This is a genomic window from Erwinia sp. MYb416 (assembly GCF_037479575.1).
Taxonomy (GTDB): domain Bacteria; phylum Pseudomonadota; class Gammaproteobacteria; order Enterobacterales; family Enterobacteriaceae; genus Erwinia; species Erwinia rhapontici.
The window spans coordinates 164,354-189,894 of record NZ_JBBGYT010000419.1; the positions used below are offsets into that span (position 1 = coordinate 164,354).

21 protein-coding genes are annotated in these 25,541 nt (G+C 54.7%); 5 read left to right on the forward strand and 16 right to left on the reverse strand.

Annotated features, from left to right (window positions below):
• Positions 1-223 precede the first annotated feature (223 nt).
• The 6 genes from WH277_RS06405 to WH277_RS06430 form a co-directional block, all read right to left on the reverse strand.
• Positions 224-1,630 (reverse strand): efflux transporter outer membrane subunit, encoded by a 1,407-nt coding sequence (locus tag WH277_RS06405; RefSeq protein ID WP_277395232.1) that lies wholly within the window; start codon positions 1,628-1,630, stop codon positions 224-226.
• Positions 1,620-4,748 (reverse strand): efflux RND transporter permease subunit, encoded by a 3,129-nt coding sequence (locus WH277_RS06410; RefSeq protein ID WP_339505030.1) that lies wholly within the window; start codon positions 4,746-4,748, stop codon positions 1,620-1,622. The genes WH277_RS06405 and WH277_RS06410 overlap by 11 nt, the downstream gene beginning before the upstream one ends.
• Positions 4,749-4,761: 13 nt before the next feature.
• The gene (locus tag WH277_RS06415; RefSeq protein WP_159337906.1) at positions 4,762-5,892 is read right to left on the reverse strand and encodes an efflux RND transporter periplasmic adaptor subunit; all 1,131 of its coding nucleotides are present in this window, start codon (positions 5,890-5,892) and stop codon (positions 4,762-4,764) included.
• Between the two features lie 200 nt (positions 5,893-6,092).
• Positions 6,093-6,281 (reverse strand): toxin-antitoxin system HicB family antitoxin, encoded by a 189-nt coding sequence (locus tag WH277_RS06420; RefSeq protein ID WP_133846096.1) that lies wholly within the window; start codon positions 6,279-6,281, stop codon positions 6,093-6,095.
• 261 nt (positions 6,282-6,542) lie between these two features.
• The gene (locus tag WH277_RS06425) at positions 6,543-8,258 is read right to left on the reverse strand and encodes a penicillin-binding transpeptidase domain-containing protein (RefSeq protein ID WP_133846097.1); all 1,716 of its coding nucleotides are present in this window, start codon (positions 8,256-8,258) and stop codon (positions 6,543-6,545) included.
• Positions 8,259-8,658: 400 nt separating this feature from the next.
• On the reverse strand, positions 8,659-10,932 hold the full coding sequence (locus WH277_RS06430) for a molybdopterin guanine dinucleotide-containing S/N-oxide reductase (RefSeq protein WP_159337904.1): 2,274 nt from the start codon (positions 10,930-10,932) through the stop codon (positions 8,659-8,661).
• Positions 10,933-11,125: 193 nt separating this feature from the next.
• Between WH277_RS06430 and galR the strand changes: the two genes are divergently transcribed.
• Positions 11,126-12,127 (forward strand): HTH-type transcriptional regulator GalR, encoded by a 1,002-nt coding sequence (gene galR, locus WH277_RS06435; protein ID WP_133846100.1) that lies wholly within the window; start codon positions 11,126-11,128, stop codon positions 12,125-12,127.
• Between the two features lie 119 nt (positions 12,128-12,246).
• Here the strand turns inward: galR and WH277_RS06440 are convergent, their stop codons facing one another.
• Genes WH277_RS06440 through WH277_RS06460 form a run of 5 tightly spaced genes read right to left on the reverse strand, consistent with a single transcriptional unit; the run spans position 12,247 to position 16,618 of the window.
• On the reverse strand, positions 12,247-12,702 hold the full coding sequence (locus tag WH277_RS06440; RefSeq protein ID WP_133846137.1) for a GNAT family N-acetyltransferase: 456 nt from the start codon (positions 12,700-12,702) through the stop codon (positions 12,247-12,249).
• 2 nt (positions 12,703-12,704) lie between these two features.
• Complete coding sequence (locus WH277_RS06445) at positions 12,705-13,478, reverse strand: FCD domain-containing protein (RefSeq protein WP_133846101.1); 774 nt, start codon at positions 13,476-13,478, stop codon at positions 12,705-12,707.
• Between the two features lie 40 nt (positions 13,479-13,518).
• Entirely contained in the window at positions 13,519-13,836 is a 318-nt protein-coding gene (locus tag WH277_RS06450) for a PTS sugar transporter subunit IIB (protein ID WP_133846102.1), read from the reverse strand.
• A gap of 10 nt (positions 13,837-13,846) precedes the next feature.
• Positions 13,847-15,274, reverse strand: a complete 1,428-nt coding sequence (locus WH277_RS06455) for a glycoside hydrolase family 1 protein (protein WP_133846138.1) — start codon at positions 15,272-15,274, stop codon at positions 13,847-13,849.
• 9 nt (positions 15,275-15,283) lie between these two features.
• A complete protein-coding gene (locus WH277_RS06460; RefSeq protein WP_133846103.1) occupies positions 15,284-16,618 on the reverse strand; it encodes a PTS sugar transporter subunit IIC in 1,335 nt (444 codons plus the stop codon).
• A 181-nt stretch (positions 16,619-16,799) separates the two neighbouring features.
• Between WH277_RS06460 and WH277_RS06465 the strand changes: the two genes are divergently transcribed.
• The gene (locus tag WH277_RS06465) at positions 16,800-17,111 is read left to right on the forward strand and encodes a PTS lactose/cellobiose transporter subunit IIA (protein WP_133846104.1); all 312 of its coding nucleotides are present in this window, start codon (positions 16,800-16,802) and stop codon (positions 17,109-17,111) included.
• Positions 17,112-17,493: 382 nt separating this feature from the next.
• Complete coding sequence (locus WH277_RS06470) at positions 17,494-17,814, forward strand: hypothetical protein (protein ID WP_167863299.1); 321 nt, start codon at positions 17,494-17,496, stop codon at positions 17,812-17,814.
• A gap of 5 nt (positions 17,815-17,819) precedes the next feature.
• Here the strand turns inward: WH277_RS06470 and WH277_RS06475 are convergent, their stop codons facing one another.
• Together WH277_RS06475 and lysA are read right to left on the reverse strand one after the other, a co-directional pair.
• The gene (locus tag WH277_RS06475) at positions 17,820-18,386 is read right to left on the reverse strand and encodes a DUF4225 domain-containing protein (protein WP_339505053.1); all 567 of its coding nucleotides are present in this window, start codon (positions 18,384-18,386) and stop codon (positions 17,820-17,822) included.
• 434 nt (positions 18,387-18,820) lie between these two features.
• Positions 18,821-20,074 carry a diaminopimelate decarboxylase gene (gene lysA, locus WH277_RS06480; RefSeq protein ID WP_133846107.1) on the reverse strand — a complete coding sequence of 418 codons (1,254 nt, stop codon included), beginning with the start codon at positions 20,072-20,074 and terminating at the stop codon, positions 18,821-18,823.
• 125 nt (positions 20,075-20,199) lie between these two features.
• On the opposite strand from lysA, the gene WH277_RS06485 reads away from it, so the two are divergent.
• A complete protein-coding gene (locus WH277_RS06485) occupies positions 20,200-21,120 on the forward strand; it encodes a LysR family transcriptional regulator (protein ID WP_339505035.1) in 921 nt (306 codons plus the stop codon).
• Here WH277_RS06485 and WH277_RS06490 read toward each other — a convergent pair.
• The gene (locus WH277_RS06490) at positions 21,117-22,286 is read right to left on the reverse strand and encodes an MFS transporter (RefSeq protein WP_133846109.1); all 1,170 of its coding nucleotides are present in this window, start codon (positions 22,284-22,286) and stop codon (positions 21,117-21,119) included. The two genes, WH277_RS06485 and WH277_RS06490, sit on opposite strands and share 4 nt — an antisense overlap.
• Positions 22,287-22,707: 421 nt before the next feature.
• Between WH277_RS06490 and WH277_RS06495 the strand changes: the two genes are divergently transcribed.
• Entirely contained in the window at positions 22,708-23,331 is a 624-nt protein-coding gene (locus WH277_RS06495; protein WP_133846110.1) for a serine protease, read from the forward strand.
• Positions 23,332-23,393: 62 nt separating this feature from the next.
• Here WH277_RS06495 and WH277_RS06500 read toward each other — a convergent pair whose 3' ends face one another.
• The gene (locus WH277_RS06500; RefSeq protein ID WP_339505040.1) at positions 23,394-23,897 is read right to left on the reverse strand and encodes a cupin domain-containing protein; all 504 of its coding nucleotides are present in this window, start codon (positions 23,895-23,897) and stop codon (positions 23,394-23,396) included.
• 114 nt (positions 23,898-24,011) lie between these two features.
• Entirely contained in the window at positions 24,012-25,532 is a 1,521-nt protein-coding gene (gene lysS / locus WH277_RS06505; RefSeq protein WP_133846112.1) for a lysine--tRNA ligase, read from the reverse strand.
• Positions 25,533-25,541: the final 9 nt, after the last annotated feature.

Below are 25,541 nucleotides of genomic sequence, written 5' to 3' on the forward strand. Positions count from 1 at the left end.
AATTTAATGTGGGCCAGGCATGCCTGGCCCCTACGCTAACACCGCAACATGCGTAGGTACGCCTACGTGAACACTGCATCATACGTAGGGGTCAGGCACGCCTGACCCACAAAACCATCAACCGTTGTTGATAGTAATTCCTATTATCATCTATTTAACTGCTGAAATTCTATCCTCACCGCGTAAGAATTTCGTAATAAGTAAAAGATTTCATCTCATTTCTTCACGATTTCCATCCCCCTCCCAGTGCTTTATACAGTGTAATCTGCTGGTTTAGCTGCCCGAGACGGGTGGTAATCAATGATTGCTGCACCGCATACAGCGAGCGTTGTGCCACCAGTACATTCAGATAATTGTCCACGCCTTCCCGGTAGCGCACGTTGGCAAAATCGAAGTTACGCTGGTTCGCGATTTCATCTAACTGACGTGCTTTCAACTCATCCTGGTAGGTTTCCTGCCCGGCCAGGGCATCCCCCACCTCTTTAAATGCCGTCTGAATCGTCTTCTCATAATCCGCAATTTGAATGCGTTTTTGCAGTTTGGCGATATCCAGATTGGCCGAGTTCACCCCGCCATCGAAGATGGGCAAATTGATACTGGGCCCAAATGACCAGGCGGCCGTGCCACCCGACAGCAGATGGCTAAAGGCCGCAGAGGTGGAACCTCCCGCCGCCGTCAGTGAAATGCTGGGGAAGAACGCAGCACGTGCCGCACCGATGTTGGCATTCGCCGCCTTTAACGTGTGTTCAGCGGCGATAATATCCGGGCGATGCGTCAGCAGGTCGGAAGGCAACCCGGCCGGCGTGGCCGGGAAGTTCCATGCTTTCTGCAAACGGGCGCCGGCCAGCAGACTGGCGGGCAGATCGCTGCCCACCAGTAGCCTCAGTGCATTAACATCCTGGCGTACCTGGCGGCTGTAGGTCGCAATATCCGCCTGCGCCGCACGTACCGCCGTTTCGGCCTGTACCAGATCCTGTTCGCTGGCCACGCCGCCGTCATAGCTGCGTTTCGTCAGATCCCAGGAGTCCTGCTGGCTTTTTGCCGTATCCTGCGCCAGTTTCAGCAGATCGTTATCGGAACACAGCGAAAGATAGCCAGAAGCCACTTCAGCAATCAGGGTGATCTGCGTTGCCCTTTGCGTGGCCGCGCTGGCCAGCCACGCTTCCAGTGCCTGATCGCGCAGGCTTTGCAAACGACCAAAGAAGTCCAGTTCCCAGGCGGTGACACCCAGGCTGGTATTCAGTTGGTGATACGTCACCGGTCCGCTGCTCTGCGTGCTATAGAGATTCCCCGGGAGATGCGTGGCGCTATCGCTGGCATTGAAATCAAGCGATGGCATCAGGGCGGCGCGATCAACTTGCACCTGCGAACGCGCCACCTCCACATTCAGCGCCGCCACCCGCAGGTCACGGTTGTTGGACAGCGCACTGGCGATCAGCCTGTGCATAACCGGGTCGGTAAAGAAGTTCTGCCAGCGGATGTCCGCGCCATCTCCACGCACCGCCCCCCCCTGACTCTCGTAATGCGCCGCAACGGGTAAAGCCGGGCGATGATAGTCTGGGGCCATAGTACACCCCGTGAGGATCATCGTCAGAGGCAAGATCCCCTGGGAGAAAGACTTACGCATCATGTTCTTCAACCTCAGTTTTCGGTTTTTTCTTCGCGGTAAAACGCTGGGCAACCACAACGTAAAACATCGGCACGAAGAAGATGGCCAGGAAGGTCGCAGTGATCATCCCGCCGACGACGGCAGTCCCTATCGAGTGCTGGCTTCCCGCACCGGCACCGTGAGACATCGTCAACGGCAGCACGCCGAGCACAAAGGCCATTGAGGTCATAATGATTGGCCGGATACGCAGTTTCGCCGCTTCAATTGCGGCTTCCACCAGTCCTTTTCCCTGATTTTCATGCAGATCTTTGGCAAACTCGACAATCAGAATGGCATTTTTGGCAGCCAGTCCGACAGTCGTCAGCAGCCCCACCTGGAAGAAGACGTCATTTTCCAGGCCACGCATCAACACCGCAAGAATGGTGCCTAACACGCCCATCGGTACCACCATCAGCACCGAGAATGGGATCGACCAGCTCTCATACAGTGCGGCAAGGCAGAGGAAGACCATCAGAATGGAAATGGTATACAGCGCCGGAGTCTGTGAACCGGACATCTGTTCCTCGTAGGACAACCCATGCCAGCCAACACGGAACCCTTTGGGCAGTTTGGCGGCAATCTCGTTGACAGCTTTTACCGCATCACCCGAGCTATACCCAGGCGCAGGCGAGCCCATAATCTCCACCGATGAGGCACCGTTAAAGCGCTCATAGCGCGGTGAACCGTATTCCCATTTGCCACTCCCGAAGGCGGAATAAGGGACCATGTCGCCACTGGCATTACGGAAGTACCATTTGTCGAGGTCTTCCGGTGTCACACGCGACCCCGCGTTACCCTGCACGTAGACCTTCTTAACGCGGGCGTTATAGATAAACTGGTTCACGTAGCTCGAACCCCAGGCCGTGGAGAGCGTATCGTTAACATCTTCCAGGCTGAGGCCCAGCGCCCGCGCACGTTCATCATCAATAATCAGATGATATTGCGGCTCATCTTCCATCCCGTTCGGACGGGTAGCGAACAGGCGCTTATCTTTCGCTGCCATCGACAGGAATTGATTACGCGCGGCCATCAGTGCGGCATGCCCCTGGTTATTGACGTCCTGCAGGAAGAAGTCGAAGCCGGTCGCATTCCCCAGCTCCATAACGGCTGGCGGTACCAGAGCAAACACCTTGGCATCTTTGAGTGTGGCGAAGTGCGCCATCGTGCGGGCGGCCAGTTTCTGCACCGACTGCTCGCTGTTGCGCTGGTCCCAGGGTTTCAACAGCACGAAGGACATGCCGACATTTTCCCCACGCCCGGCAAAACTGAAGCCATTCGGCGAGAAGACCGATTTAACCTCAGGTTCGTTCTTCAGCAACCAGCCACCAATGTCATTCAGCACCTCCTGGGTGCGTCCACTGGAGGCATTGGCGGGCAGCGTCACCTGCACCATCATTACCCCCTGGTCCTCATCCGGCAGGAATGAGGTGGGTACGCGGGTAAACAGATAACCTGTTGCGGCGATAATGGCCACGTAGATCACCAGGAACAGCTTTCGTTTGTAAATAACGCGACTCACGCCGCGGGTGTAATAAAGCGTCCCGGTGTCGAATTTACGGTTAAACCAGCCCGCCATCCCGGTGGTTTTATGCTCGGCAGAGGTCGCTTTCAGCAGCGTGGCGCAGAGTGCAGGGGTGAAAATCATCGCCATCAGCACCGAGAGCGCCATCGCAGAGACAATAGTGATTGAGAACTGGCGATAGATAACCCCGGTGGAACCACTGAAGAAGGCCATCGGCAGCAGCACCGCTGACAGCACCAGCGCAATCCCCAGTAGTGCTCCTTGAATCTGCTGCATGGACTTAATCGTGGCGGCTTTCGGATCCAGCCCTTCGTCGTGCATCACACGTTCGACGTTTTCCACCACCACGATAGCGTCATCCACCAACAGCCCGATGGCCAGCACCATTCCAAACATCGTGAGAATATTGATGGTGTAACCGCAGGCCGCAAGAATACCGAATGTGCCCAGCAGCACCACCGGAACCACCATCGTGGTAATCAGCGTGGCACGCAGGTTTTGCAGGAACAAAAGCATGACCATGAAGACCAGCACAATCGCTTCGATCAGCGTTTTCACCACTTCCTCAATCGAGGCACTGACAACGGGTGCTGTATCGTACGGGAAATTGACTTTCACCCCTTCCGGCAGGAAAGGTTTAATGCCGTCAACGGTATGTCGCACGCTGTTGATCGCATCCAGCACGTTACCGCCACTGGCAAGGCGCAGTGCAATACCGACCGACGGTTCACCGTTAAAGGTGGAGGAAATGCTGTAATCCTGTGGGCCAAGATCGATACCGCCCACGTCACGCAGGCGCACCTGTGAACCATCAGCATTGACCTTTAACAGAATATTTTTGAACTGCTCCACTGACTGCAGACGGGTTTTCCCGACGATAGTCGCACTGAATCTTGCGCCCGACACCGTCGGTAATCCGGCGAGTTTACCGCTGGAAACCTGCACGTTCTGCTGGCTGATCGCCGTAGTGATATCGCTGGGAACCAGCTGGTATTTATACAGTTTTGCCGGGTCGAGCCAGATACGCATTCCGTACTCGGCCCCCATCACCATAAAATCCCCCACGCCGTTGCTGCGTGCAATCGGGTCCTGTAATTTCGACACCATCAGGTCAGCGAGATCGCCATTACTCAGCTTGGGATTACTCGACGTCAGCCCGACCACCAGCATAAAGTTGGCCTGGTACTTACGGATGTTGATCCCCTGATTCACCACTTCGGTCGGTAATTGTGATTCAGCCAGCGACACTTTGTTCTGCACCTGCACCTGGGCAATATCCGGGTCTGTGCCCTGATTAAAGGTGACGATGATTGACGCACTGCCGTCACTGTTACTTTGTGATTCGATATAACGCAGGTTATCCAGCCCGTTCAACTGCTGTTCAATGACCTGCACCACGGTATTTTGCGTCGTTTCTGCGCTCGCACCCGGATAGGCTACCTGCACCGAAATCGCCGGGGGGGCAATATTCGGGTACTGGTTGATGGGCAGACTCAAAATCGACAGTCCCCCCACCAACATCACCACAATAGCGATCACCCAGGCAAAGATGGGACGTTCAATAAAAAATTTAGACATCAGGGTTTCCTTGCTACTGCGCCGATGCGTCGGTGGTAGTCAGATTGACTTTCGAGGCGTTCGATGACCCACTCGTGCTGGCAGTGGTGGTCACTCGCGTTCCGGCCTGCACAGTTTGCAGCCCATTCACGACCACCCGGTCGCCCGATTTCAGTCCGGAATTCACCAACCATTTGTGACCGATCATCTGACCGGTGGTGATCGACTGCTCCTTGATGCGGTTGTCCGCGTCCACCAGGTAGACATAAGGCCGACCTTTGGTGTCATGCATGATCGATTCCTGCGGCACCAGAATGCCCTGTTCGGCGATCCCCTGCGGGAAACTGGCGTGGACAAACATGCCCGGCAGCAGTTCACGTTTCGGATTGGGGAAGATGGCACGCAACGTAACGCTGCCGGTGCTTTCATCCACCGTCACTTCCGAGAACTCCAGCCGCCCCTCTTGCGGATAGAGAGAACCATCTTCCAGCGTCAGTTTTACCGCCGCAGCATGATCTCCCACTTTTTTTAACAGCCCTTCGGCCAGTGCGCGACGCTGCGCGATGAGATCCAGTGACGAGGTACTGACATCGACATAAATGGGGTCGAGCTGCTGGATAAGACTCATATAACTGCTTTGCCCGTTGGTCACCAGCGCCCCTTCGGTCGACAGTGAACGCCCGATATGACCGGAGATGGGCGCCCGTACCTGGGTGTAATTGAGGTTAACGCGCGCCGTTTCGACATCGGCTTTCGCTTCACGCGCAGTGGCTACCGCGTCGTCGTAGGTCTGTTGACTGATGGCATGAGCAGCGGCCAGCGGTTTGTAGCGCGCTGCCACTTTGTCCGCGTTGATCAAGGTCGCCAGTGCTTTGTCGTAGGAGGCTTGATAACTGGCGGGGTCTATCTGATAAAGCGATTGTCCCGCTTTCACTTCGCTCCCCTCCGTGAACAGGCGTTTAAGGACAATACCGCTGACCTGGGGGCGCACTTCTGCCGTACGGATGGCCGTGGTTCGGCCCGGTAACTGTTTAAACAACGTGACCGGCTCACTGTGTAAGGTGCTGATACCGACCTGAACGGACGTGTCTTGAGGCGGGGTCGTGGTCTGGTCGCAGGCGGCCAGCAAAAAAAGCAAACTCGCGGGAAGAATCCTTAAGCGCATGGTGAAGTCTCAATTAGATAGCTTTAAAATTAATAACGAGAGTGATTACTCTCATAAAAGAAGGGCATTATAGAGGGTGCAAAAATCTGGCTGTGTTAAGTTTCCGCTAAGTTCTTTATCGAAACGCGACGAGTAAGCTTCTCGTGCCGCATCGGTTGGCGGATGCTGATAGCTGTTGCCTCCTGCAATTAATGCCCTGGTTAACCCAGTGGCTCAACGCCCCTCCTTCTGAGTTCACGCCGGGCCAGATCCTTCAGCCAGCAGGCGAGCGTCACATTGTCATTGTCGGTGATCATTCTCAACTGATCGTGCAGCTGAGGGTGGATGCGTAGCTGAAAGGCGGCTGAACGACCGCCAGTTTTTGGCGTCCTGTCTTTAAGTTTCGGCATATTATCGGTTCCTGAAGGTCAAAAACGCCCCCCGCAGCGCTACCAACACCTCAGGGGGCTGACACGACACAATGGAATGCGTTACTGCACCGTGGTGTCCCACCTTAGCCCTTTGGCCTGTGCTTATTTTGTCGATTCGTGTACGCACCACAGAAAAGTTGTCAGTAAAAGAAACTAACAGGATAAAATGGTGAAATAGAGATTGAAGGGGTAAAAAAAAACCCACGCAAAGGCGTGGGCTGGCGGTGTGACTCTGAGGGATCAGCCCGGATGGTAAATCGCATCCGGGGCGATATTCATATGCTTCAGTACCGGGCCAATAATGTTGCCGAATACCGGGGCGGCGACCGATCCACCGAAGTGATCGCCTGCCGTCGGATGGTTGATCATAATCACCAACGCCACCTGCGGGTTACTGGCGGGAGCCACTCCGGCGGTGTAGTTGATATAGCCGCCATCATATTTGCCGCTGTCGCCCATCTTTTCTGCCGTACCGGTTTTTATGGCCAGACGATAACCCGGCACAGCAGCACGCACCCCGCTGCCGCCCGGTAAGGCATCACTTTCCATCATATGCACGACGGCACGTACCGTGTCTTCATCCGCCACGCGGCGGCCCGCCACAGGCGGGCTGACCTTCGTGATGGACAGTGGCCGATAAACACCAAAAGACCCCAGAGTGGCGTATTCTCGCGCAATCTGCAGTGGTGTCACGCGCAGGCCGTAGCCAAAGGAGAAGGTCGCACGCTCGATATCGGCCCAGCGCTCACGGTGCAGCGGGAAGTAGCCCACGCTTTCCCCGGTCAAACCTAATCCGGTGGGCTTACCGAGACCAAACGCATGGTAGGTATTTACCAACACCTCTGCCGGCATCGCGAGGGCAATGTGCGACACGCCAATATCACTGGATTTTTGCAGAATACCGGTCATGGTCAGACGCGGCCAGTGGCCAACGTCGCGGATCAAGTGGCCATTGACGCGATAAGGCGTGGTATCCAGTACCGAATCCGGGCGCACCAGTTTACGTGCCAGCCCTTCCATCACCACCAGCGGTTTCACCGTTGATCCGGGTTCAAAACTGTCATTGATGGCCGTGTTGCGCATCTGCGCAGGGGAGACATCGACAAAGTTGTTGGGATTAAAGGACGGATAGGACGCCATTCCGAGGATCTCCCCGGTATCGATTTTCACCAACACCGCCGCACCCGAGTCCGCCTTATTCAGGAGTACCCCATCGCGCAGTTTGCTGTAGAGGGTGTACTGATCAAATTTATCAATGCTGAGCTGCACGGTGGGGGGCTGCTGTGGCGGCTCATAGTTAATCATCGCAACGATATTGCCACTGGCATCCTGACGGTATTTTTCCACGCCGGGTGTGCCCTGTAATAGCTTATCAAAGCCCTTTTCCAGCCCGGTCAGCCCGGCATTATCCGCCCCGACAATACCGAGCAGGGGTGCCGTTGCCTCACTCATCGGGTAGTAACGACTGTCGTCGTAAACCGTGGTGATCCCGGCCAGATGCAACTTGACGATATCTTTGGCAATCCCTAATTCAATTTTACGCCCGAGGTAAAGAAAGCGGCGTTTCGGATTGGCATTAATCTGCGCGGCAAGTTGCTCAGGGCGTTGCTCCAGCGCATTGGCAAGATATTCCCACTTGGGACTGGTAAAATCAGGGTGCCCTTCCAGCACACGTTGCGGGTCGGCAATCACATCGCGTGACGGCACGCTTAACGCCAGCGCTTCGCCGTTACGATCCAGCAGCGTTCCCCGGTTAGTCGGCAGGGTGACGGTACGTAATGAGCGTTCATCGGCCTGTTTTTCCAGCATCGGATGGTTGATCAGCTGTAAATCGGCCACGCTCGCCAGCAGAAAGACCAGGCAAGCCAGAACCCCCAGACAGACCACCCGGAATCGCACAGGGTTGAACGTGGGTGCAGGCTGAGATTTCGCCGAGTTTCGTTTAAACGGGGGCATGTAGGTTCCGGTGCAGGCTGGGAGATAACTTGCTGGCAGTTATACAAAAAATGCTGTGGAGATGACAGGGAAACTGTGTTTCAGATCGTGAGTGACACAGCCGGAGAACAGCCTGAAGCGCATTCAAAAAAGAATAAATAAATCAGATAGTTAACATAAAAAACCCAAATAAATGGCAAAAAAAACCTGCGCATCTGCGCAGGTTGGTGAAACAAAGCGTTAAAAACTTTTTGATGTTCACCCATCAATACCTCTGGGACTTGAACTGTAGCAACCCTGCGCGTTAAGCCGCTACTCAGGAATCGCAACAGTTACCCGCAAAATGTAACCAGCTATGTGATTTATAGGGTTTTATGCAATCTCTCTCGTAAATCGGCACACCTTGCTAATAGTGAAATGCTCAGGCAGTGACATCCGCTTTTCTGATCTCCACCAGGCAGCTCATAGCATTCGGCCCCTGGGTCAGGGACGAGGTGCCAATATCCAACGTCAGCACGTTCGGATTCCCGGCTTGGTCGTAAGGTTTCCAGGCTTTACCGAAGCCCGGATTAAACCATGCCCCGGTGGCAATCAGTACCACCTGCGGGCTCACGCCGTCGCTGATGCGCACACCCGCCTGCATGATGCCACGATCGTTACTGACCTCAATCACATCGCCATCGCTAATACCCCGCGCTGCGGCATCCTGTGGATGCATCAGCAAGGTTTCACGTCCGGCCGTTTTATTCGCCTGTACCGATGGCGTGGCGTCCATCTGGCTGTGCAGACGATCATGCGGCTGAATGGAGATCATATGCAGCGGGAAACGCTGGCCAATCGGCGCACCCAGCCACTCCTGCGGCGGCTGCCACTCCGGGTGTGGGCCAAAGTCTGGCAGCTGATACCCGGCAATGGTTTCTGAGAACAGCTCGATCTTACCGCTGGCGGTTTTAATCGGGTGAGCAACCGGATCGCGGCGGAAATCGTCCATAAATACCCAGTCCTTCTCAGAAGGCGGGATCTCCACATGCCCCTGCTGCCAGAAGGTGTCGAACTCCGGGAAATCAATGCCTTTGCCATGATGCGCCACCGCGCACTGCTGGTAGAGATGCTCTATCCACTGGCGCTCGTTACGGTTTTCCGTAAAGGTATTGCGATAGCCCAGACGCTCGGCGATATCGGCAAAGATATCAAAGTCGTTGCGTGCCTGATGCTGCGGGTTAATCGCCTGGTGCATTGCCAGCACAAAGCGGTCTTTTGACGATCCACCAATATCATTGCGCTCCAGCGAGGTTGTCACCGGCAGGACGATATCGGCCATCTGTGCTGCGGGCGTCCAGACAATATCCTGCACAATCACTGTGTCCGGGCGCTGCCAGCCTTCCACCAGACGATTAAGCTGCTGATGATGATGGAACGGATTTCCGCCTGCCCAGTGAACCAGATGAATATCAGGATAGGTGTGCGTTTCCCCCTGGAAGGTATATTCCGTGCCGGGGTTCAGTAACATATCGCTGATACGCGCCACCGGGATCGCCAGATCGGCAATCGGATTGAATCCGGCAGACATCAGCGGCGATGGCCCTTCCGTTCGCGGGTTGCCTACGCTGTTCATCGAACCGTGGCCAAACGAGAATCCGGCGCCGGGCAGCCCCGGCTGACCCAGCATGGACGAGAGCGCAATCATCATCCAGTAAGGCTGTTCGCCACGATGCGCGCGCTGCACGGAATAAGAGCAGGTAATAAAGCTGCGTTTACCGCACAGCTGTTTTGCCAGCAGAGCAATACGCGCCGCCGGAATGCCGGTGATCTCGCTGGCCCACTGCGGTGTTTTCGCCTGGCCGTCACCCTCACCCAGCAGGTAAGCACGCAGCTGCGGGTACCCCACGCAGTGGGATTGCAGGAAGGCGTTATCGACGGCACCCAGGCGTTCAATTTCATAGCCCAGGGCCAGCATCAGGGCCACGTCCGTATTCGGGCGGATAGGGATCCACTCGGCGTTAACAAACGCCGGGCAGTCATCGCGCATTGGGCTGATATTCACCACCGGGGTGCCTTTCGCCGCCAGTTGAAGCAATGCTGGCTTCAGGCTGTGCTCCCCTGCGCCCCCCGAAGCCACCTGGCTGTTTTTCAGCGCCAGCCCGCCAAAAGCGATAAAAATCTCACAGTGTGAAACCACGCTCGGCCAGTCGGTCACGCGCCCGGTGAGCGGCATGTAGGTGCCAATCACATACGGCAGGAAGAACTGTGCCGCGCCCCAGCTGTAGTTGCCCTGCTGGTCGATGCCGCCACCGCCCAGATTATAGAAACGTCGGACCAGAGTACGCGCATGGTTAACGCGTCCGGCAGAAGACCAGCCGTAAGAACCGTTGAAGATGGCGCTGGCACCGTAACGATCGCGCACGCGGCGATTCTCTTCAGCCACCAGGTCCAGCGCGGTGTCCCAGTCCACTTCAACAAAATCTTCACGTCCGCGCAGGGTGCGGTCACTCTTTTCACGGGATGCCAGCCACGACCGACGTACCATCGGTTTACGGATACGTTTATCGGAGTAGACCAGTTCGGGGATGCTGTTGAGCATCGGTGACGGATCCTGATCCGCGAAAAAAGGCTCACAGCGGAGCAGTTTCCCGTCTTCAACTACGGCGCTAAAGGCACCCCAGTGGGCAAGATGTGGCACTTTTTTAATCGTCATGACAGGATCGACTCAGCAGGTATTTTTCTGGAAACTCAGAATATCATTTTTCATCCTGCAGCGGCACAGGCCGTTTATCGATCGGCTTTGCGATGGCTGCGACATTCTGCGGGGCGATGCAGGCTTGCAGTCACTGGCGCTTTCCGCAACACTAATGGCAATGTAAACGCTTACCCAGGAAGACATTTAACGAATGGCTACGATAAAGGATGTTGCCAGGCTCGCGGGCGTTTCGGTGGCGACCGTGTCGCGTGTGATTAATCACTCCCCTAAAGCCAGTGAAAGTTCGCGCCTGGCCGTAACCAGCGCGATGGAGTCCTTACAGTACCACCCGAACGCCAATGCACGGGCGCTGGCTCAACAGTCGACGGAAACCATCGGTCTGGTGGTCGGGGATGTTTCCGACCCGTTTTTCGGTGCCATGGTCAAAGCTGTCGATTCTGTCGCCTGGGAAACCGGTAATTTTTTGCTGATTGGTAACGGTTACCATAATGAGCAGAAAGAACGTCAGGCGATTGAGCAACTGATGCGTCACCGCTGCGCGGCGCTGGTGGTCCATGCCAAGCAGGTTCCTGATGCCGAGCTGGTGCCGTTGATGAAGCAGATCCCAGGGATGGTGCTGTTGAACCGCGTGTTACCGGGTTTTGAAACCCGCTGTATTGCACTGGATGACCGTTACGGCTCCTGGCTGGCAACGCGCTATCTGATCCAGCAGGGACACACTAACATTGCCTATATTTGCTCAACGCATTCCATTTCTGACGCTACCGACCGCCTGCAAGGCTATTACGATGCGTTGAAAGAGCACAACTTACCCTGTAATGACCGTCTGGTGGCCTTCGGCGAACCGGATGAAGTGGGCGGTGAACAGGCGATGACAGAACTGCTCGGCCAGGGAAAAACCTTCAGTGCCGTAGCCTGTTATAACGATTCGATGGCGGCGGGTGCGCTGGCCGTGCTGAGCGACAATGGCGTGCGGGTGCCGGAAGAGATGTCGCTGATTGGTTTTGATGACGTGCTGGTTTCACGCTATGTGCGGCCGCGTCTGACCACGGTGCGCTATCCGATTGTGACGATGGCACAGCAGGCGGCGGAACTGGCACTGGCGCTGGCGCACAATCAGCCACTGCCGGAGATTACGAATCTTTTCAGCCCGACGCTGGTGCGGCGTCATTCGGTCGGAGCACCGCAGTAAACAGGGACGAGGCATGCCTCGCCCCTACGGGTACGTCCTCCGATGACGTAGGGGTTGGGCATGCCCGACCCGGTGTACATCCACCGATGATGTAGGAGTTGGGCATGCCCGACCCGGTTTTATTTCAGCGCCTTATGATACAACCGCACCGCCGTCGCCGGATAATCCAACGCATCGCCCATATACTGCCAGCCAAAACGCTCGTAATAATCCGCACAGGCTGAATAGAGATACAGATTCGCATCACCGCGTTGATGACAACAGTCGATCACCGTCTGCTGGAGCTGTTCGCTTAAACCCTGCCCCCGGTAACTTTCATCGACGTACAGCGCCGCCAGCCAGGGAAACAGATCCTGGCGACTGATCAGATCGCAGCGCCATAATCCCACGGTACCCACCGGACGATCGCCGTCCAGCGCCACAAAGGTCAGCGGCAGATCGGCACCGTGCAAACTGCTGTCGATCACACTGGCAAAAAAGTCGCGGCTGTTATCGCTGCCAAATGCACGCCACTGCCAGTCGATAATCGTCTCGCGGTGTTCCGGCACGGTAGTTAACGGCACAATGCGCAGCAAACTCACACCAGCTTCCCCTGGAAAATCGGCACGGACTCAAACAGATAGCCGTCAAAGTCGGGTGCATCAGCATCTGACAACTCCAGCAGACTGTGTTTCACATTTTCCAGGTGCTGCCACATCGCCTGCCACGATCCCATCACATCACGACGACGCAGCGCGGCGAGGATGGTCTGATGATCACCCAGCCATTTCAGCCGGTAGCTGCGGGTTTCAATATGGGCGCGCAGCTGCTGCCACAGCGGGCTGCTCTCATGATGACGCCAGATGCTGTTGACGGTATCCAGCAGCATCTGATTCTGAGTGGCCCCGGCCAGCAACAGATGGAACAGCTTGTCATTGTCCTGACTTTTATCGTCGAGGGCGATGGCGCGCTGCTCCTGCTCCAGGGTGCGTTTTAGGTTTTCAATATCGGCTTTAGTCGCCATTTTCGCTGCAAATGCGGCGATATTACTCTCCAGCAGCTGGCGCGCCTGCAACATCTCAAACGGCCCGACGTCGCTGCGGAAAAATGCTTCCTCTTCGTCACTGCTTTCCGACGGGATGCGCATCACATAAACGCCGGAGCTTTGGCGAATATCCACCGTTCCTTCCAGCTCCAGCATCAATAGCGCTTCACGCACAATGGTGCGGCTGACGCCCCAGGTTTCCGCAATATTGCGTTCAGGCGGCAGACGAGAGCCAACAGGGTAGTGGCCATCGATGATTTGCTGCCGCAGATCGTGCCCGATTTCCTGATACTGCTTTTTTTCCTGCGCAGGCGCACCTTTGTCCACAGAGCTTCACCTTTTAAATCATTATGACCATCAATGACGCCTAGCTTACCAAAGCCAGCGCCTGATCGAGTACTTTTGCGCCGTTAAGGGTGCCATAAGCCACCGAATCAATCACCGCAATCGGGATATTGTGGCTGTCGGTAAGTTTGCGGTTCTCTTCAAGCTTAAAGCGCACCTGCGGCCCCAGCAGCACCACCGCCACTTCGCCGGGGTAGTTTTCCAGCTCGTCACGCAGATTCTGTTCCGGGATCGCATAGATTTGGTATGCCAGTCCACGGGCAGCAGCTTCTTTTTCCATTCGCGTCACCACCATTGAGGTGGACATGCCTGCTGCGCAGGCCAGTACGATACGTTGCATGGGTAACTCCTTATTTGGCTTCATCATCCAGGGTGACAGAGAGCTGGCGCTGTTCGCTGACCTGTTGATACCAGTGAGCGGATTTTTTCATCCGGCGTTGGCGCTGGCAATCCAGGTCGATTTCAATCAGTCCGTAGCGGTTCTTGAAGGCATTCATCGGGGAAACATTGTCGGTGAAGGCCCACAGCATATAGCCCAGGCAGTTCATTCCAGCGGCGTTTGCCCGCACGGCCTGGTAAAGGTGTTCGGTGATAAAGGCGATGCGGTAGTCATCCTGTATCTCGCCGTCAGCATTTTTGAAGCGCGCTTCGTTCTCAATCCCCATGCCGTTTTCAGCGATAAACCACGGGAAATTGTCGTAGTCATTCTTCATACGCAAGGCCATATCCCAGACGATGGCGGGCTGAATCTCCCAACCACGCGAGGTGTTCATACGCCGCCCCGGCAGTTCGAAATGCTCGTAGTAAAAGGCCGGATGGAATGGGGTTTCCGGGTGCCAGGCACGCGATGGCGCTTTCACGCGGTGCGGGTAATAGAGGTTGATGCCGACTTCATCCACGCGGTTGGCAGAGATAATCGCCAGCTCCTGCGCGTTGTAATCCCATTTCACCTGATGTTTTTCCAGCAACTGAACCAGCTCCGCCGGGTATTCGCCTTTGATGGCCGGGTCAAGGAAAACGCGGTTGTAGAACAAGTCGTACATTTCCGCCGCTTTCACATCATGCGCCGCACTGGAACGCGGGTACGTCACTTCCGGGTTCAGGATGGTGCCAACCGTGCCCTGATAACCTTTCTCCCGGAACAGCTGCACCACTTTCGCCGTGGCGAGATTTTTATGGTGGTTCCACTGCATCCATTTGTCAGTGTTCTGCTCGTATGGCCAGCGCAGCGCATCCAGATAGACCCGCGTCTGCACCACAATCGGCTCGTTAAAGGTAAACCAGCGCGTCACCTTGTGGGCGTAACGTGCAAACACCTGCTCTGCGTAACGGACAAACAGCTCCACCACATGCTTTGAACCCCAGCCGCCGTGCTGCTCCAGCAGGGCAGCTGGCAGCTCGTAGTGTTCCAGGCACAGCATCGGCTGAATGCCGTTTGCCAGCAGCTCATCGATCAGGTTGTCGTAATACGCGGCGTACTCTTCATCAACGACGGCATTTTCATAATCAGTCAGAAAGCGCGACCAGTTAATCGAGGTGCGGTAGTGCGTCAGCCCCGAGGCTTTCATCAAGGCGACATCTTCTTTATAGCGATTGATAAAGTCGGTGGCGATCGCCGGGCCGTAACCGTTGTGCCAGACATGACGATCGTTCTGATACCAGGCATCGAGGTAAGAGTCCTGCCCCGCTTTCTTGCCACTCCAGCCTTCGGTTTGCCACGCGGAAGCCGCGGCCCCGAGAATAAAATCGGCCGGGATAGTGACGTTGATTGTGCTCATCATAGCTCCTTAGTGTTTCGCGAGTTCAGGCTGTAACGCGCGGGCTTCAGCGGCCTCTGCACGGCGCGCAGCGATTTTGACAAACGGCAGATAGACCAAAATGGAGACGATAATGCAGACGATTTGCGTCACCACAGCCCCCATCGATCCGGCGGTAGAGAGCCAGGCATTGATGATCGGCGGCGTGGTCCAGGGCACCATCACTACCGCTTTCCCGGCAAACCCAGTGACCGTGGCGAAGTAACCAATCGATCCGGTGATCAGCGGCGTAATAATGAACGGGATGGCGAGGATCGGATTAAGCATAATCGGCATGCCGAAGATCACCGGTTCGTTAATGTTAAACAGGCCAGGACCGAATGACAGCTTGGCGATTTCCCGCATCTCTTTGCGTTTGGTTGCCAGCATCACCGCCGTCAGTAAGCCGATCGTCAACCCGGACCCACCGATGCTCATATACACATCCCAGAACGGCATGGTGATGATATTCGGTGCTTCAATGCCCTGCTCAAAGGCGTTCATATTGACCAGGATCGCCCCCAGCAGCAGCGGTTCGCGGATCGGTTTCACCATCTGATTACCGTGAATACCGATCACCCAGAACAGCTGGGCAACAAACATCAATAGCAGAATACCCCACAGGCTCTGCACCACCGATTCCAGCGGTTCCTGCACAATTTTGTACACCGCGTCATACAGATACATGCCGGTGAAACGGTGGAAGATAAAACCAAACGTGGCGATGGCGGAGACGGTAATAATCGATGGGATCAGCGCCGAGAACGAAGCTGCCACATTCGGTGGTACCGTATCCGGCATTTTGATTTTTAGCCGATCGATATTTTCCAGTCGGCAATAGATCTCGACGGAGAGAATGGCAATAAACATGCCGAGGAACAGGCTTTTGGTATCCGAGAACTGTTTCGCCAGCACGTCAGTGACCACCTGTAACTGGCCGTTGACCATCATGCTTAATGTCGTTGGCGTGACGGCGATAAAACAGATAATCGCCAACAGACCCGGGAACAGGGTTTTGATGCCGTTGATTTTCCCCAGTTCAATACCGATCAGGAACACTGCACCGATATTCAGAAAACTGAGCGTCGCATAGTTAATACTGGAAGTAATGGGTTTGAGTTCGGCGAGGAACGACAGCGCCTCAAAGCTCGCCAGCCCGTTCTTGCCATCCAGCACCATATTGGAAATCAGCACCGAAAACGCACCGACAATAATCACCGGCATCAGGGTAATAAACGAGGCCTTGATCGCCATGATGTAGCGGTAGCTGTTGAATTTTGTGGCAAAACTCCCCAGCGAGTCGATTAGCCGATCCTGTAGAGACATGTGTAAATCCTCGAGGTAAGGGGTCAGGCATCCCGGCACTGGTATTTGTTGAACTTCCGCTGTTGTGGCATACCAAAAATAAACAATTACGAGTTATTTACTGTGATATGACTCTCAGAAGTGATCACTGGTATTCCAATAAGATAATTAAACCAATTTTGGCATACCAATGGAGGCAATGATGGATTTCGAGCAGACCATGATGGAATTGTTGATCAATGCAGGCGAAGCACGATCCCACGCCATGAGCGCCATTCAGCACGCCCGTAAGCGCGAATGGCAGCAGGCCGATGCGGCACTGGCGGCTTCACTGGAAGCGTCAAAAGGAGCCCACAAGATACAGACACAGCTGATAGGGGCTGATGAGGGATGTGGCAAAGTGCCGGTCACGCTGATCCTCGTTCATGCCCAGGATCACCTGATGAATGCGATGCTGTGCCGCGATCTGGCGGAAGAGATTGTGCTGTTAAGGAAAGAGATGTTTGCAGAATAGTCGTATCCGCAATGGGCCGATCGGAAGAAATGATCGGCTCCTGCAATAAATCGCGATGTCGTGGTGGTTTTAACGCTACAGCGAGCACACTTACTACGAGGATGGGGCCAGTTTGAGGTAAGCCGGACGTCACGCGCCAGGACGGCGCGTGCCGAGGCCCGCAGGGATGCGTCTTTTGCCGATCCGGTGTGCTCAAACTGGCCTCAGCCCTGTCACATCAGCAGCAGCGAATAAAATGTCTGTAACGGGGTGATTTGAGGCCGATCGGAAAAAGTGATCGGCCCCAGCGGTGCGTAAGGCTTATTTTTATACTCAGCGGTCGTTCTGCGTGATATTCTTTTACGAGGAAAAGGAGAGGTAAATATTAAAAGGAAGGGCAAGGATGAATGATATTGATATGGAAGAAAAACTGCTGAAAAGTGGATTTACGACTAAAGAAATTAGAAAAATAAAATATTTTGTGAAAAAAAACCGCACAACCTATGCGCAAGTTCTGATAAAGTTAAGGCGAGTTTTTTTAGGGATAGCAACTCTCAGATTAATAATGACACTTCTCCTGATTTCGACTTATGAAGAAAACAACATGGATGGTTTTTATGGATTTCTGGTGGGGTATGTTTTTGCCATGATCGTTTCTGAAATCCTCGCCCCAACCAAGTTAGGGGCGAAGATATTTATTCATGGCAGGAAATTAATAACTTGATTAAGTTATTCTTCCAGTGCTGCTTTTATAGTAATAGCATCACCTGTGCCTTCGATTAAAAGAGAAGGCACACTCATTCTCTTCACATTTCTAATATAGTCTGAAGGGAGAAAGTTAAACAATCTTCTGGCATCTGGTTTTAATACAAAACGGGCCATGCCATACGTAGAGAGTGATAAGTCCATTGAACTGTAAGCTAGTGCGCCGACTTTCTCATCAAACCCCATGAACCTTGCTGTATTTATATATCCTTCTTTTATTTTTCCAACATGGCCTTCACTACCATTTTTAATATTTACAATTCCTTCTTCAATACCATTTATCCCATGCAGAAAAAGTGTGGCACCAGCAACCATACCCACAATGTTTAAATGAGCAAGTGAACCGGTAAAAATTGTAATTCCCGCAACTATCTGAAATCCCCCCAACACAACCCCTACTCCATTGATGATATATCCCCAGGAATCCAGTTCTTTAACAATTTTCCCCGATGCCACTATTTTTGCATTATGCCCAAGCAGGCTCCATGTTTGCCTGTCGATAAAAGCCTTCTCCTGACGAAGATTATCCAGGGAGTCCCGGCATACCCTTTCACTTTTTTTTCAGAATACAGACCGATCTTAATTCTTATTCACACTCTGCTGGATTAGCGGCAGGCAGAAGAGATTGTGCTGTTAAGGAAAGAGATGTTTGCAGAATAGTCGTGCGCGGCAACGGGCCGATCGGAAAAAATGATCGACCCCTGCAATAAATCGCAATGTCGTGGTGGTTTTAACGCTACAGCGAGCACACTTACTACGAGGATGGGGCCAGTTTGAGGTAAGCCGGACGTCACGCGACAGGACGTCGCGTGCCGAGGCCCGCAGGGATGCGTCTTTTGCCGATCCGGTGTGCTCAAACTGGCCTCAGCCCTGTCACATCAGCAGTAGCGAATAAAATGTCTGTAATGGGGTGATTTGAGGCCGATCGAAAAAAATGATCGGCCCCTATGGCACGGGGGAATGGATTACAGTTCCAGCGCCAGCAGCTCGGCCACGGTTTGCGCACGGCGGATCTGGCGCGACTGGCCGTTTTCGAACAGCACTTCCGGGATCAACGGACGGCTGTTGTAGTTCGACGACATGGAGGCACCGTAAGCGCCGGTATCGTGGAACACCAGATAATCGCCCACCTTCACCGCTGGCAGTGCACGGGTTTCGACTTTGCCGCCTTCCAGTTGGGTAAAGACATCGCCCGATTCGCACAGCGGCCCCGCCACCACGCTCTCAATCGTGTTTTCCTCGTCCAGTGTGCGACCGTCCCCGGCAATGGCCGAAATATGGTGGTAGCTGCCATACAGTGACGGACGCATCAGATCGTTAAACCCGGCATCCACCAGCACAAAGTGACGGCTGCCCATCGATTTAACCGCCCGCACCTGGCTGACCAGCACACCGGATTCTGCCACCAGGAAACGTCCCGGTTCGATTTCCAGTTTGACCGGATGACCCAGATGCTGTGCCACGCGCTTGCGTGCGGCATCCCAAAGACCGTAATAGTGGTTGGTATCAATCGTCTCTTCACCAAAGTGATAAGGGATCGACAGCCCGCCTCCGGCAGAAATAGCCTCCAGATCCTGGCCAAAGCTCACCACCTGATTCACCATCGCATCGCACACCTGCTCAAGGTGTCCGTAGTCCACGCCGGAACCGATATGCATGTGGATCCCCACCAGCTTCAGCTGATGCTGCTGGATGGCTTCCAGTGCCAGGCCCATATCACCATGCCAGATCCCGTGCTTGCTGTTTTCACCACCGGTATTGGTTTTCTGGCTGTGGCCGTGACCAAAGCCCGGGTTAACGCGCAGCCAGACCGGATGCCCGGCAGACACCTGCCCCAACTGATGCAGCATATCGACGGAACCGGCGTTGACCGGCACTTTCAGCTCGGCAACCCGTGCCAGCGTGGGTTCATCGAGCAAATCAGCCGTAAACACAATTTCATCGCCACCGGCCTGATAACCTGCGGCCAGCGCGCGTTCAATCTCCCCCAGGGAAACAGAATCCACCTTCACGCCCGCGGCACGCATCAGGCGCAGAATGTGAATATTCGAACAGGCCTTCTGCGCGAAGCGGACCACATCAAACTGCTGAAGCTGGCTGATGCGGGCCTGGATGATACTGGCATCATAAGCCCAGAATGGGCCGCCATAGTGGCGTGCCAGCGGTAACAGGTTGTCCTGAGTCAGGGCGGTGGTAGTGTCAGTAAGCAGGCGCGGCATAAGGATTCTCCATAAGTTTATGCCTCTATTACGCCACAGCCTGAGACGGGATAAAAATATCTTTTTTATCGCACTCTATTCATCCATGATATGGCTTTAGCATTGATCATTCACGGGAGCCGAACGTGGCGGGCGTTTCTTTGCGTCATATTGAAATTTTTCATGCGGTGGTCACTACCGGCAACCTGACGGAAGCGGCAACGCTGCTGCATACCTCGCAGCCCACCGTCAGCCGTGAGCTGGCGCGTTTTGAAAAGCTGATTGGTCTGCAACTGTTTGAACGCGTGCGCGGACGCCTGCAACCCACGGTACAGGGCTTGCGTCTTTTTGAAGAGGTGCAGCGATCCTGGTACGGACTGGACCGCATTATCAGCGCCGCCGAAGGATTACGTCAGTTTCGCCAGGGCGAGCTGTCGGTGGCCTGTCTGCCGGTGTTTTCCCAGTCACTGCTGCCGCTGCTGTGTCAGCCCTTTATGGCGCGCTACCCGGACCTCAGCCTGAATATCATTCCCCAGGAGTCACCGCTGCTGGAAGAGTGGTTGTCGGCGCAACGTTATGATCTGGGACTGACCGAAACCACACACACCCCGGCAGGCACCGAACGCAGCGCACTGTTTACCGGCGATGAAGTCTGTGTGCTGCCAGTACAGCATCCGCTGGCCAGTCGCGACTGCCTGACACCACAGGATTTCGCCGGGCAGCGTTATATCAGCCTGTCACGCACGGACAGCTACCGTCAGATTCTTGATGGCGTGTTTGCCGAACAGGGCGTCCAGCGGCACATGGTGATGGAGACACACAGTGCGGCGTCGGTATGTTCGATGGTCAGGGCAGGTGTAGGGGTATCGATTGTGAACCCGCTGACGGCGCTGGATTACGCCGACAGCGGAGTGGTGATACGGCGTTTCAGCATCGCCGTGCCGTTTACCGTCAGTCTGATTAGGCCGCGCCACCGCCCCGCATCGGCACTGGTCGATGCCTTCAGCCAGCATTTGCAACAGCAGGCGGGCCTGTTCAGCCAGCGCCTGCAACAACGACTCATTTAATGCGTTGCCCTGGCAGGCTGCGGCTGGCCGCGTGATCCCCGGAAGGTATAGAGGCAAACCAGCAGCCCAATCACTGCCAGTACGGCTGCCGAGACGGGCACCGCCGTCAGGCCGTAGCCACCGCCAATCACTGCGCCGCCCACCCAGGCACCCAACGCGTTACCGACGTTAAAGGCAGAGATATTCAGCGTCGACACCAGGTTCGGTGCATCTTTACCGTGGCGGACCACGTTGATTTGCAGCGCCGGAACCATTGCAAAGGTCGCCATCGCCCACAGGAACAGGGTAATTTCCGCCAGCCACAGTGAATGGCTGGTCCAGCTAAACAGCAGGGAGAACACCGCGATCAGCGAGAAGCTGAGGATCAGGCTGAACGACACTTTCCAGTCGGCCAGCTTACCACCGAGGATATTACCCACTGTCAGACCCGCGCCGATCAGGAACAGCGTCCAACTGACGCCCCGGTCCGTCATGCCCGTCACCTGCAACAACAGCGGCGCAATATAGCTGAATAAGGCGAACATCGCGGCGGCGAAAAACACTGTCATCAGCAACGACAGCCACAGCTTGCCGTTATTCAGCGCACTGACTTCTGATGCCAGATGTACCGGCTTCTCATTACGGTTAGTGGGCAGGCTGACGATCAGGCCGATAAAGGCCAGTACGCCAATCACCGCCACGCCCCAGAAGGTGGCACGCCAGCCAAACATCTGACCAAACCAGGTGCCCAGCGGCACACCCAGCACGTTGGCAAGCGTTAAGCCGGTAAACATCAGCGCAACGGCAGAAGCCTGTTTACCCGGTGCGACCAGGCTGGCTGCGACTACGGCACCGATACCGAAGAAGGCACCGTGACACAGCGCGGTCACGACGCGCGCCAGCATCAGCAGGTTATAGGTGTAAGCCAGCGCACAGAGAATATTCCCGACGATAAAAATCGCCATCAGCAGGATCAGCGTCCGTTTGCGCGGTAGCCTGGCCGTCAGCAATGCCATAATCGGAGCGCCAATCGCCACCCCCAGCGCGTAACCGCTGATCAGCCAGCCTGCCGATGGAATCGACACGCGCAGGTCATTCGCCACTTCCGGCAACAGCCCCATAATGACAAATTCAGTGGTGCCGATAGCAAAGGCACTCAACGCCAGCGCCAGTAATGAAACAGGCATGTCACACACTCCCAGGATAATTGGTGTAGAAGATAAATTTGATCTGCGTCACAGCAACGCATTAAAGCACAGCTAATGAACGCCTTACAGCCCGCTATCAGCAACTGTCTGTTGCCTGGGCAGCAAGAATCCTCTGGGTAGTGATGAATCGGTGAGAAAAATGCGATCGCACGCTCATTTTGTCGTTTTTCTTCGCTATACTTTCCGTTAACTGGCCATTACATAAACCTTCCTAATCATTCAATTCTACGATTCATCTGAGTTTTGGAAATTTTGCTTCAACGCTGCTGGCACCTCTTCGCCTTGTGACAGATTTGATGGAGCATTGATACATTAAAGTTCTGCGACAGATGGCCGATATGCCAGTAAATGAGGTTAAAAACCCTGCCATTGCTGTATCAACCATTACCAAGGAGACCCGATGCGACTCGTCATTTGCCTGCCAGCCCTGATTCTGGTCGGGTGTTCCGTCGGAAAGTATCAGTACAGCAGTGAAGCGCACGACCGGGTGGATATGACTGTTACGGGTATTCCAACCGTGCTGGGCTTAGGTACGCTGGGTACCACCATCCCGCTGACGGCCGATTACAGCCTGACCGCGGCCCATGTGGCAAAATTCTCCATGTACCGGGTGAAGTCATATCATCCTGAGTGCGACCTGGCCGTGGTCTATCATAAAAATGATAATGTCCCGGCACCGCATTTCCGTAACGGCCTGATCGGTGACAAGATTAATCTCTACGGTTACAGCTTTATTTCGGCGATGCCGGTCGCATCGACGGGCACCAATCTGATCAATACCGGGCTAAAAAACACCTGGAATAAAGTCAGTTGCGTCGTGGTGGCGTCCGATGCAGGCGTGGTACAGGGCATGTCAGGTGGCGCTGTGTATAACGCGTCTGATGATTCGATTGGCGGGGTGATTGTCGGCTACAGCAAACGCATTAACGATATGAAAACGGGTAAGACGCTGTATAAAGACGTCTCGCTGTATGTGCCGTATGCCCGCTTTAAAGACTGGCTGAATGATGCGGTGAAATCCTGAGTTTCACCGCTACGGGCGCACCTCCTGCCGCCTGCACATGTCTCCCTTCCATCCCGGCATTTTCAGGATGTTCCTTTTTTCAATAAGTCCGGCATCCCATCGTGGGGGCCAAATTTCTGCTTTGGCGGATCGTCCCAGCGATCCTCTCGCGTAGAGAGGTAGGCTGGATTTGTCGGATACCAGATGCGGTTCTCTTTCTTATTCGCCTCACCAACGATAATAAAGTGCGCTTCGCGATCGCTGTTATTGATAAAGGTATGGCAAATCCCGGTGCCTGCCGGGAACGCCACCGCATCACCGGGTGTTAAGCGATATAACTCGCCATTGATCCATACCTCCGGCTCCCCTTCCAGCACATAAGCAAACTCTTCTTCTGCACTTTCAGCATGCGGGTAGGACATGCGACGGCCAGGCAACAGACGTTCATGATGTATCCCGAGGCGTGTCAGACCGAGCGCCCTTCCCAGCGGCGCACCTATGGACATCAGCTCCTCGCTGTCGGGATAGTGTTCGTTATCTTCGCCCTCAAGCTCACGCCAGTGGCGGATAAAATCAGGTCGGGTCATGGCAGCCCTCTTTACGGTTGCAGTTTGAAAGTCCTTACTATTTGCTATTTTTCCCGCGGAGGCAAAAAAAAACGGCCAGCGCTAAGGCTGACCGTTGATGTTACAAGCGTGCGTTTACTTGTTGCTTGGACGCAGTGCCGGGAACAGGATCACGTCACGGATGGTGTGGCTGTTGGTAAACAGCATCACCATACGGTCAATACCAATCCCCAGACCCGCCGTTGGCGGCAGGCCGTGTTCCAGCGCGGTGACATAGTCTTCGTCATAGAACATCGCTTCGTCATCACCGGCATCTTTCGCGTTAACCTGTTGCAGGAAACGTTCTGCCTGATCTTCCGCATCGTTCAGCTCTGAGAAACCGTTACCGATTTCGCGGCCGCCGATAAAGAATTCGAAACGGTCAGTGATTTCCGGGTTCTGGTCATTACGGCGCGCCAGCGGTGACACTTCGGCCGGGTATTCCGTGATGAACGTTGGCTGGATCAGATGCGCTTCTGCGGTCTCTTCGAAGATCTCAGTGACCAGACGGCCCAGACCCCAGCTCTTCTCTACTTTGATACCCAGAGACTGAGCAATCGCTACCGATTTATCAAAGTCGTCGAGATCGGCCAGGTCGGTCTGCGGACGGTATTTCAGAATCGCTTCTTTCATCGTCAGCTTCTCGAATGGCTTACCGAAGTCGAACTCCTGGTCGCCGTAAGGCACCACGGTGGAACCCAGAACATCCTGTGCCAGCGTACGGAACAGGCTTTCGGTCAGTTCGATCAGGTCTTTGTAATCCGCATACGCCATATAGAGTTCCATCATGGTGAACTCTGGGTTATGACGTGGCGAAATACCTTCGTTACGGAAGTTACGGTTGATTTCAAACACGCGGTCGAAACCACCCACCACGAGACGCTTCAGATACAGCTCGGGTGCGATACGCAGGTACATATCGATGTCCAGCGCATTGTGATGCGTGATAAACGGGCGGGCAGACGCACCGCCAGGGATCACCTGCATCATCGGGGTTTCCACTTCCATAAACTCACGGCCGACCATAAAGCTGCGGATACCCGCCATGATCTGGGAGCGAATTTTGAAGGTGTTGCGCGAGTCGTCGTTCGAGATCAGGTCAAGATAACGCTGACGGTAACGGGTTTCCTGATCGGCCAGGCCGTGGAACTTGTCCGGCAGCGGGCGCAGTGCTTTGGTCAACAGGCGCAGTTCGCTACAGTGGATAGACAGTTCGCCGGTTTTAGTCTTAAACAACTTGCCGCGTGCGCCGAGGATATCGCCGAGATCCCACTTTTTGAACTGTTCGTTATAGATGCCTTCCGCCAGGTCATCGCGGGATACGTAAAGCTGAATACGGCCGCCCACATCCTGCAACGTCACAAAGGATGCCTTACCCATAATACGACGAGTCATCATACGGCCAGCCACGCTGACTTCGATGCCAAGGTCTTCCAGCTCTTCGTTCTCTTTACCACCAAACTCGGCGTGCAGGGTGTCTGCGGTGCGGTCACGGCGGAAGTCGTTCGGGAATGCCACGCCAGTTTCACGCAGTGCGGCCAGTTTTTCGCGACGCGCTTTGAGTTCGTTATTCAGTTCAATGGCGGCATCAGCGGCCTGCGGTTGTTGTTCAGACATGTGAGTTCC

What these genes read in the sequence shown, in the direction of transcription:
- WH277_RS06410 (WP_339505030.1), bottom strand. Translation starts at nt 4,748, where the DNA reads ATGTCTAAATTTTTTATTGAACGTCCCATCTTTGCCTGGGTGATCGCT.
- WH277_RS06465 (WP_133846104.1), top strand. Translation starts at nt 16,800, where the DNA reads ATGGATTTCGAGCAGACCATGATGGAATTGTTGATCAATGCAGGCGAA.
- WH277_RS06470 (WP_167863299.1), top strand. Translation starts at nt 17,494, where the DNA reads ATGAATGATATTGATATGGAAGAAAAACTGCTGAAAAGTGGATTTACG.
- WH277_RS06415 (WP_159337906.1), bottom strand. Translation starts at nt 5,892, where the DNA reads ATGCGCTTAAGGATTCTTCCCGCGAGTTTGCTTTTTTTGCTGGCCGCC.
- WH277_RS06405 (WP_277395232.1), bottom strand. Translation starts at nt 1,630, where the DNA reads ATGATGCGTAAGTCTTTCTCCCAGGGGATCTTGCCTCTGACGATGATC.
- WH277_RS06490 (WP_133846109.1), bottom strand. Translation starts at nt 22,286, where the DNA reads ATGCCTGTTTCATTACTGGCGCTGGCGTTGAGTGCCTTTGCTATCGGC.
- WH277_RS06420 (WP_133846096.1), bottom strand. Translation starts at nt 6,281, where the DNA reads ATGCCGAAACTTAAAGACAGGACGCCAAAAACTGGCGGTCGTTCAGCC.
- WH277_RS06495 (WP_133846110.1), top strand. Translation starts at nt 22,708, where the DNA reads ATGCGACTCGTCATTTGCCTGCCAGCCCTGATTCTGGTCGGGTGTTCC.
- WH277_RS06500 (WP_339505040.1), bottom strand. Translation starts at nt 23,897, where the DNA reads ATGACCCGACCTGATTTTATCCGCCACTGGCGTGAGCTTGAGGGCGAA.
- lysS (WP_133846112.1), bottom strand. Translation starts at nt 25,532, where the DNA reads ATGTCTGAACAACAACCGCAGGCCGCTGATGCCGCCATTGAACTGAAT.
- WH277_RS06455 (WP_133846138.1), bottom strand. Translation starts at nt 15,274, where the DNA reads ATGAGCACAATCAACGTCACTATCCCGGCCGATTTTATTCTCGGGGCC.
- galR (WP_133846100.1), top strand. Translation starts at nt 11,126, where the DNA reads ATGGCTACGATAAAGGATGTTGCCAGGCTCGCGGGCGTTTCGGTGGCG.
- WH277_RS06460 (WP_133846103.1), bottom strand. Translation starts at nt 16,618, where the DNA reads ATGTCTCTACAGGATCGGCTAATCGACTCGCTGGGGAGTTTTGCCACA.
- WH277_RS06450 (WP_133846102.1), bottom strand. Translation starts at nt 13,836, where the DNA reads ATGCAACGTATCGTACTGGCCTGCGCAGCAGGCATGTCCACCTCAATG.
- WH277_RS06430 (WP_159337904.1), bottom strand. Translation starts at nt 10,932, where the DNA reads ATGACGATTAAAAAAGTGCCACATCTTGCCCACTGGGGTGCCTTTAGC.
- lysA (WP_133846107.1), bottom strand. Translation starts at nt 20,074, where the DNA reads ATGCCGCGCCTGCTTACTGACACTACCACCGCCCTGACTCAGGACAAC.
- WH277_RS06425 (WP_133846097.1), bottom strand. Translation starts at nt 8,258, where the DNA reads ATGCCCCCGTTTAAACGAAACTCGGCGAAATCTCAGCCTGCACCCACG.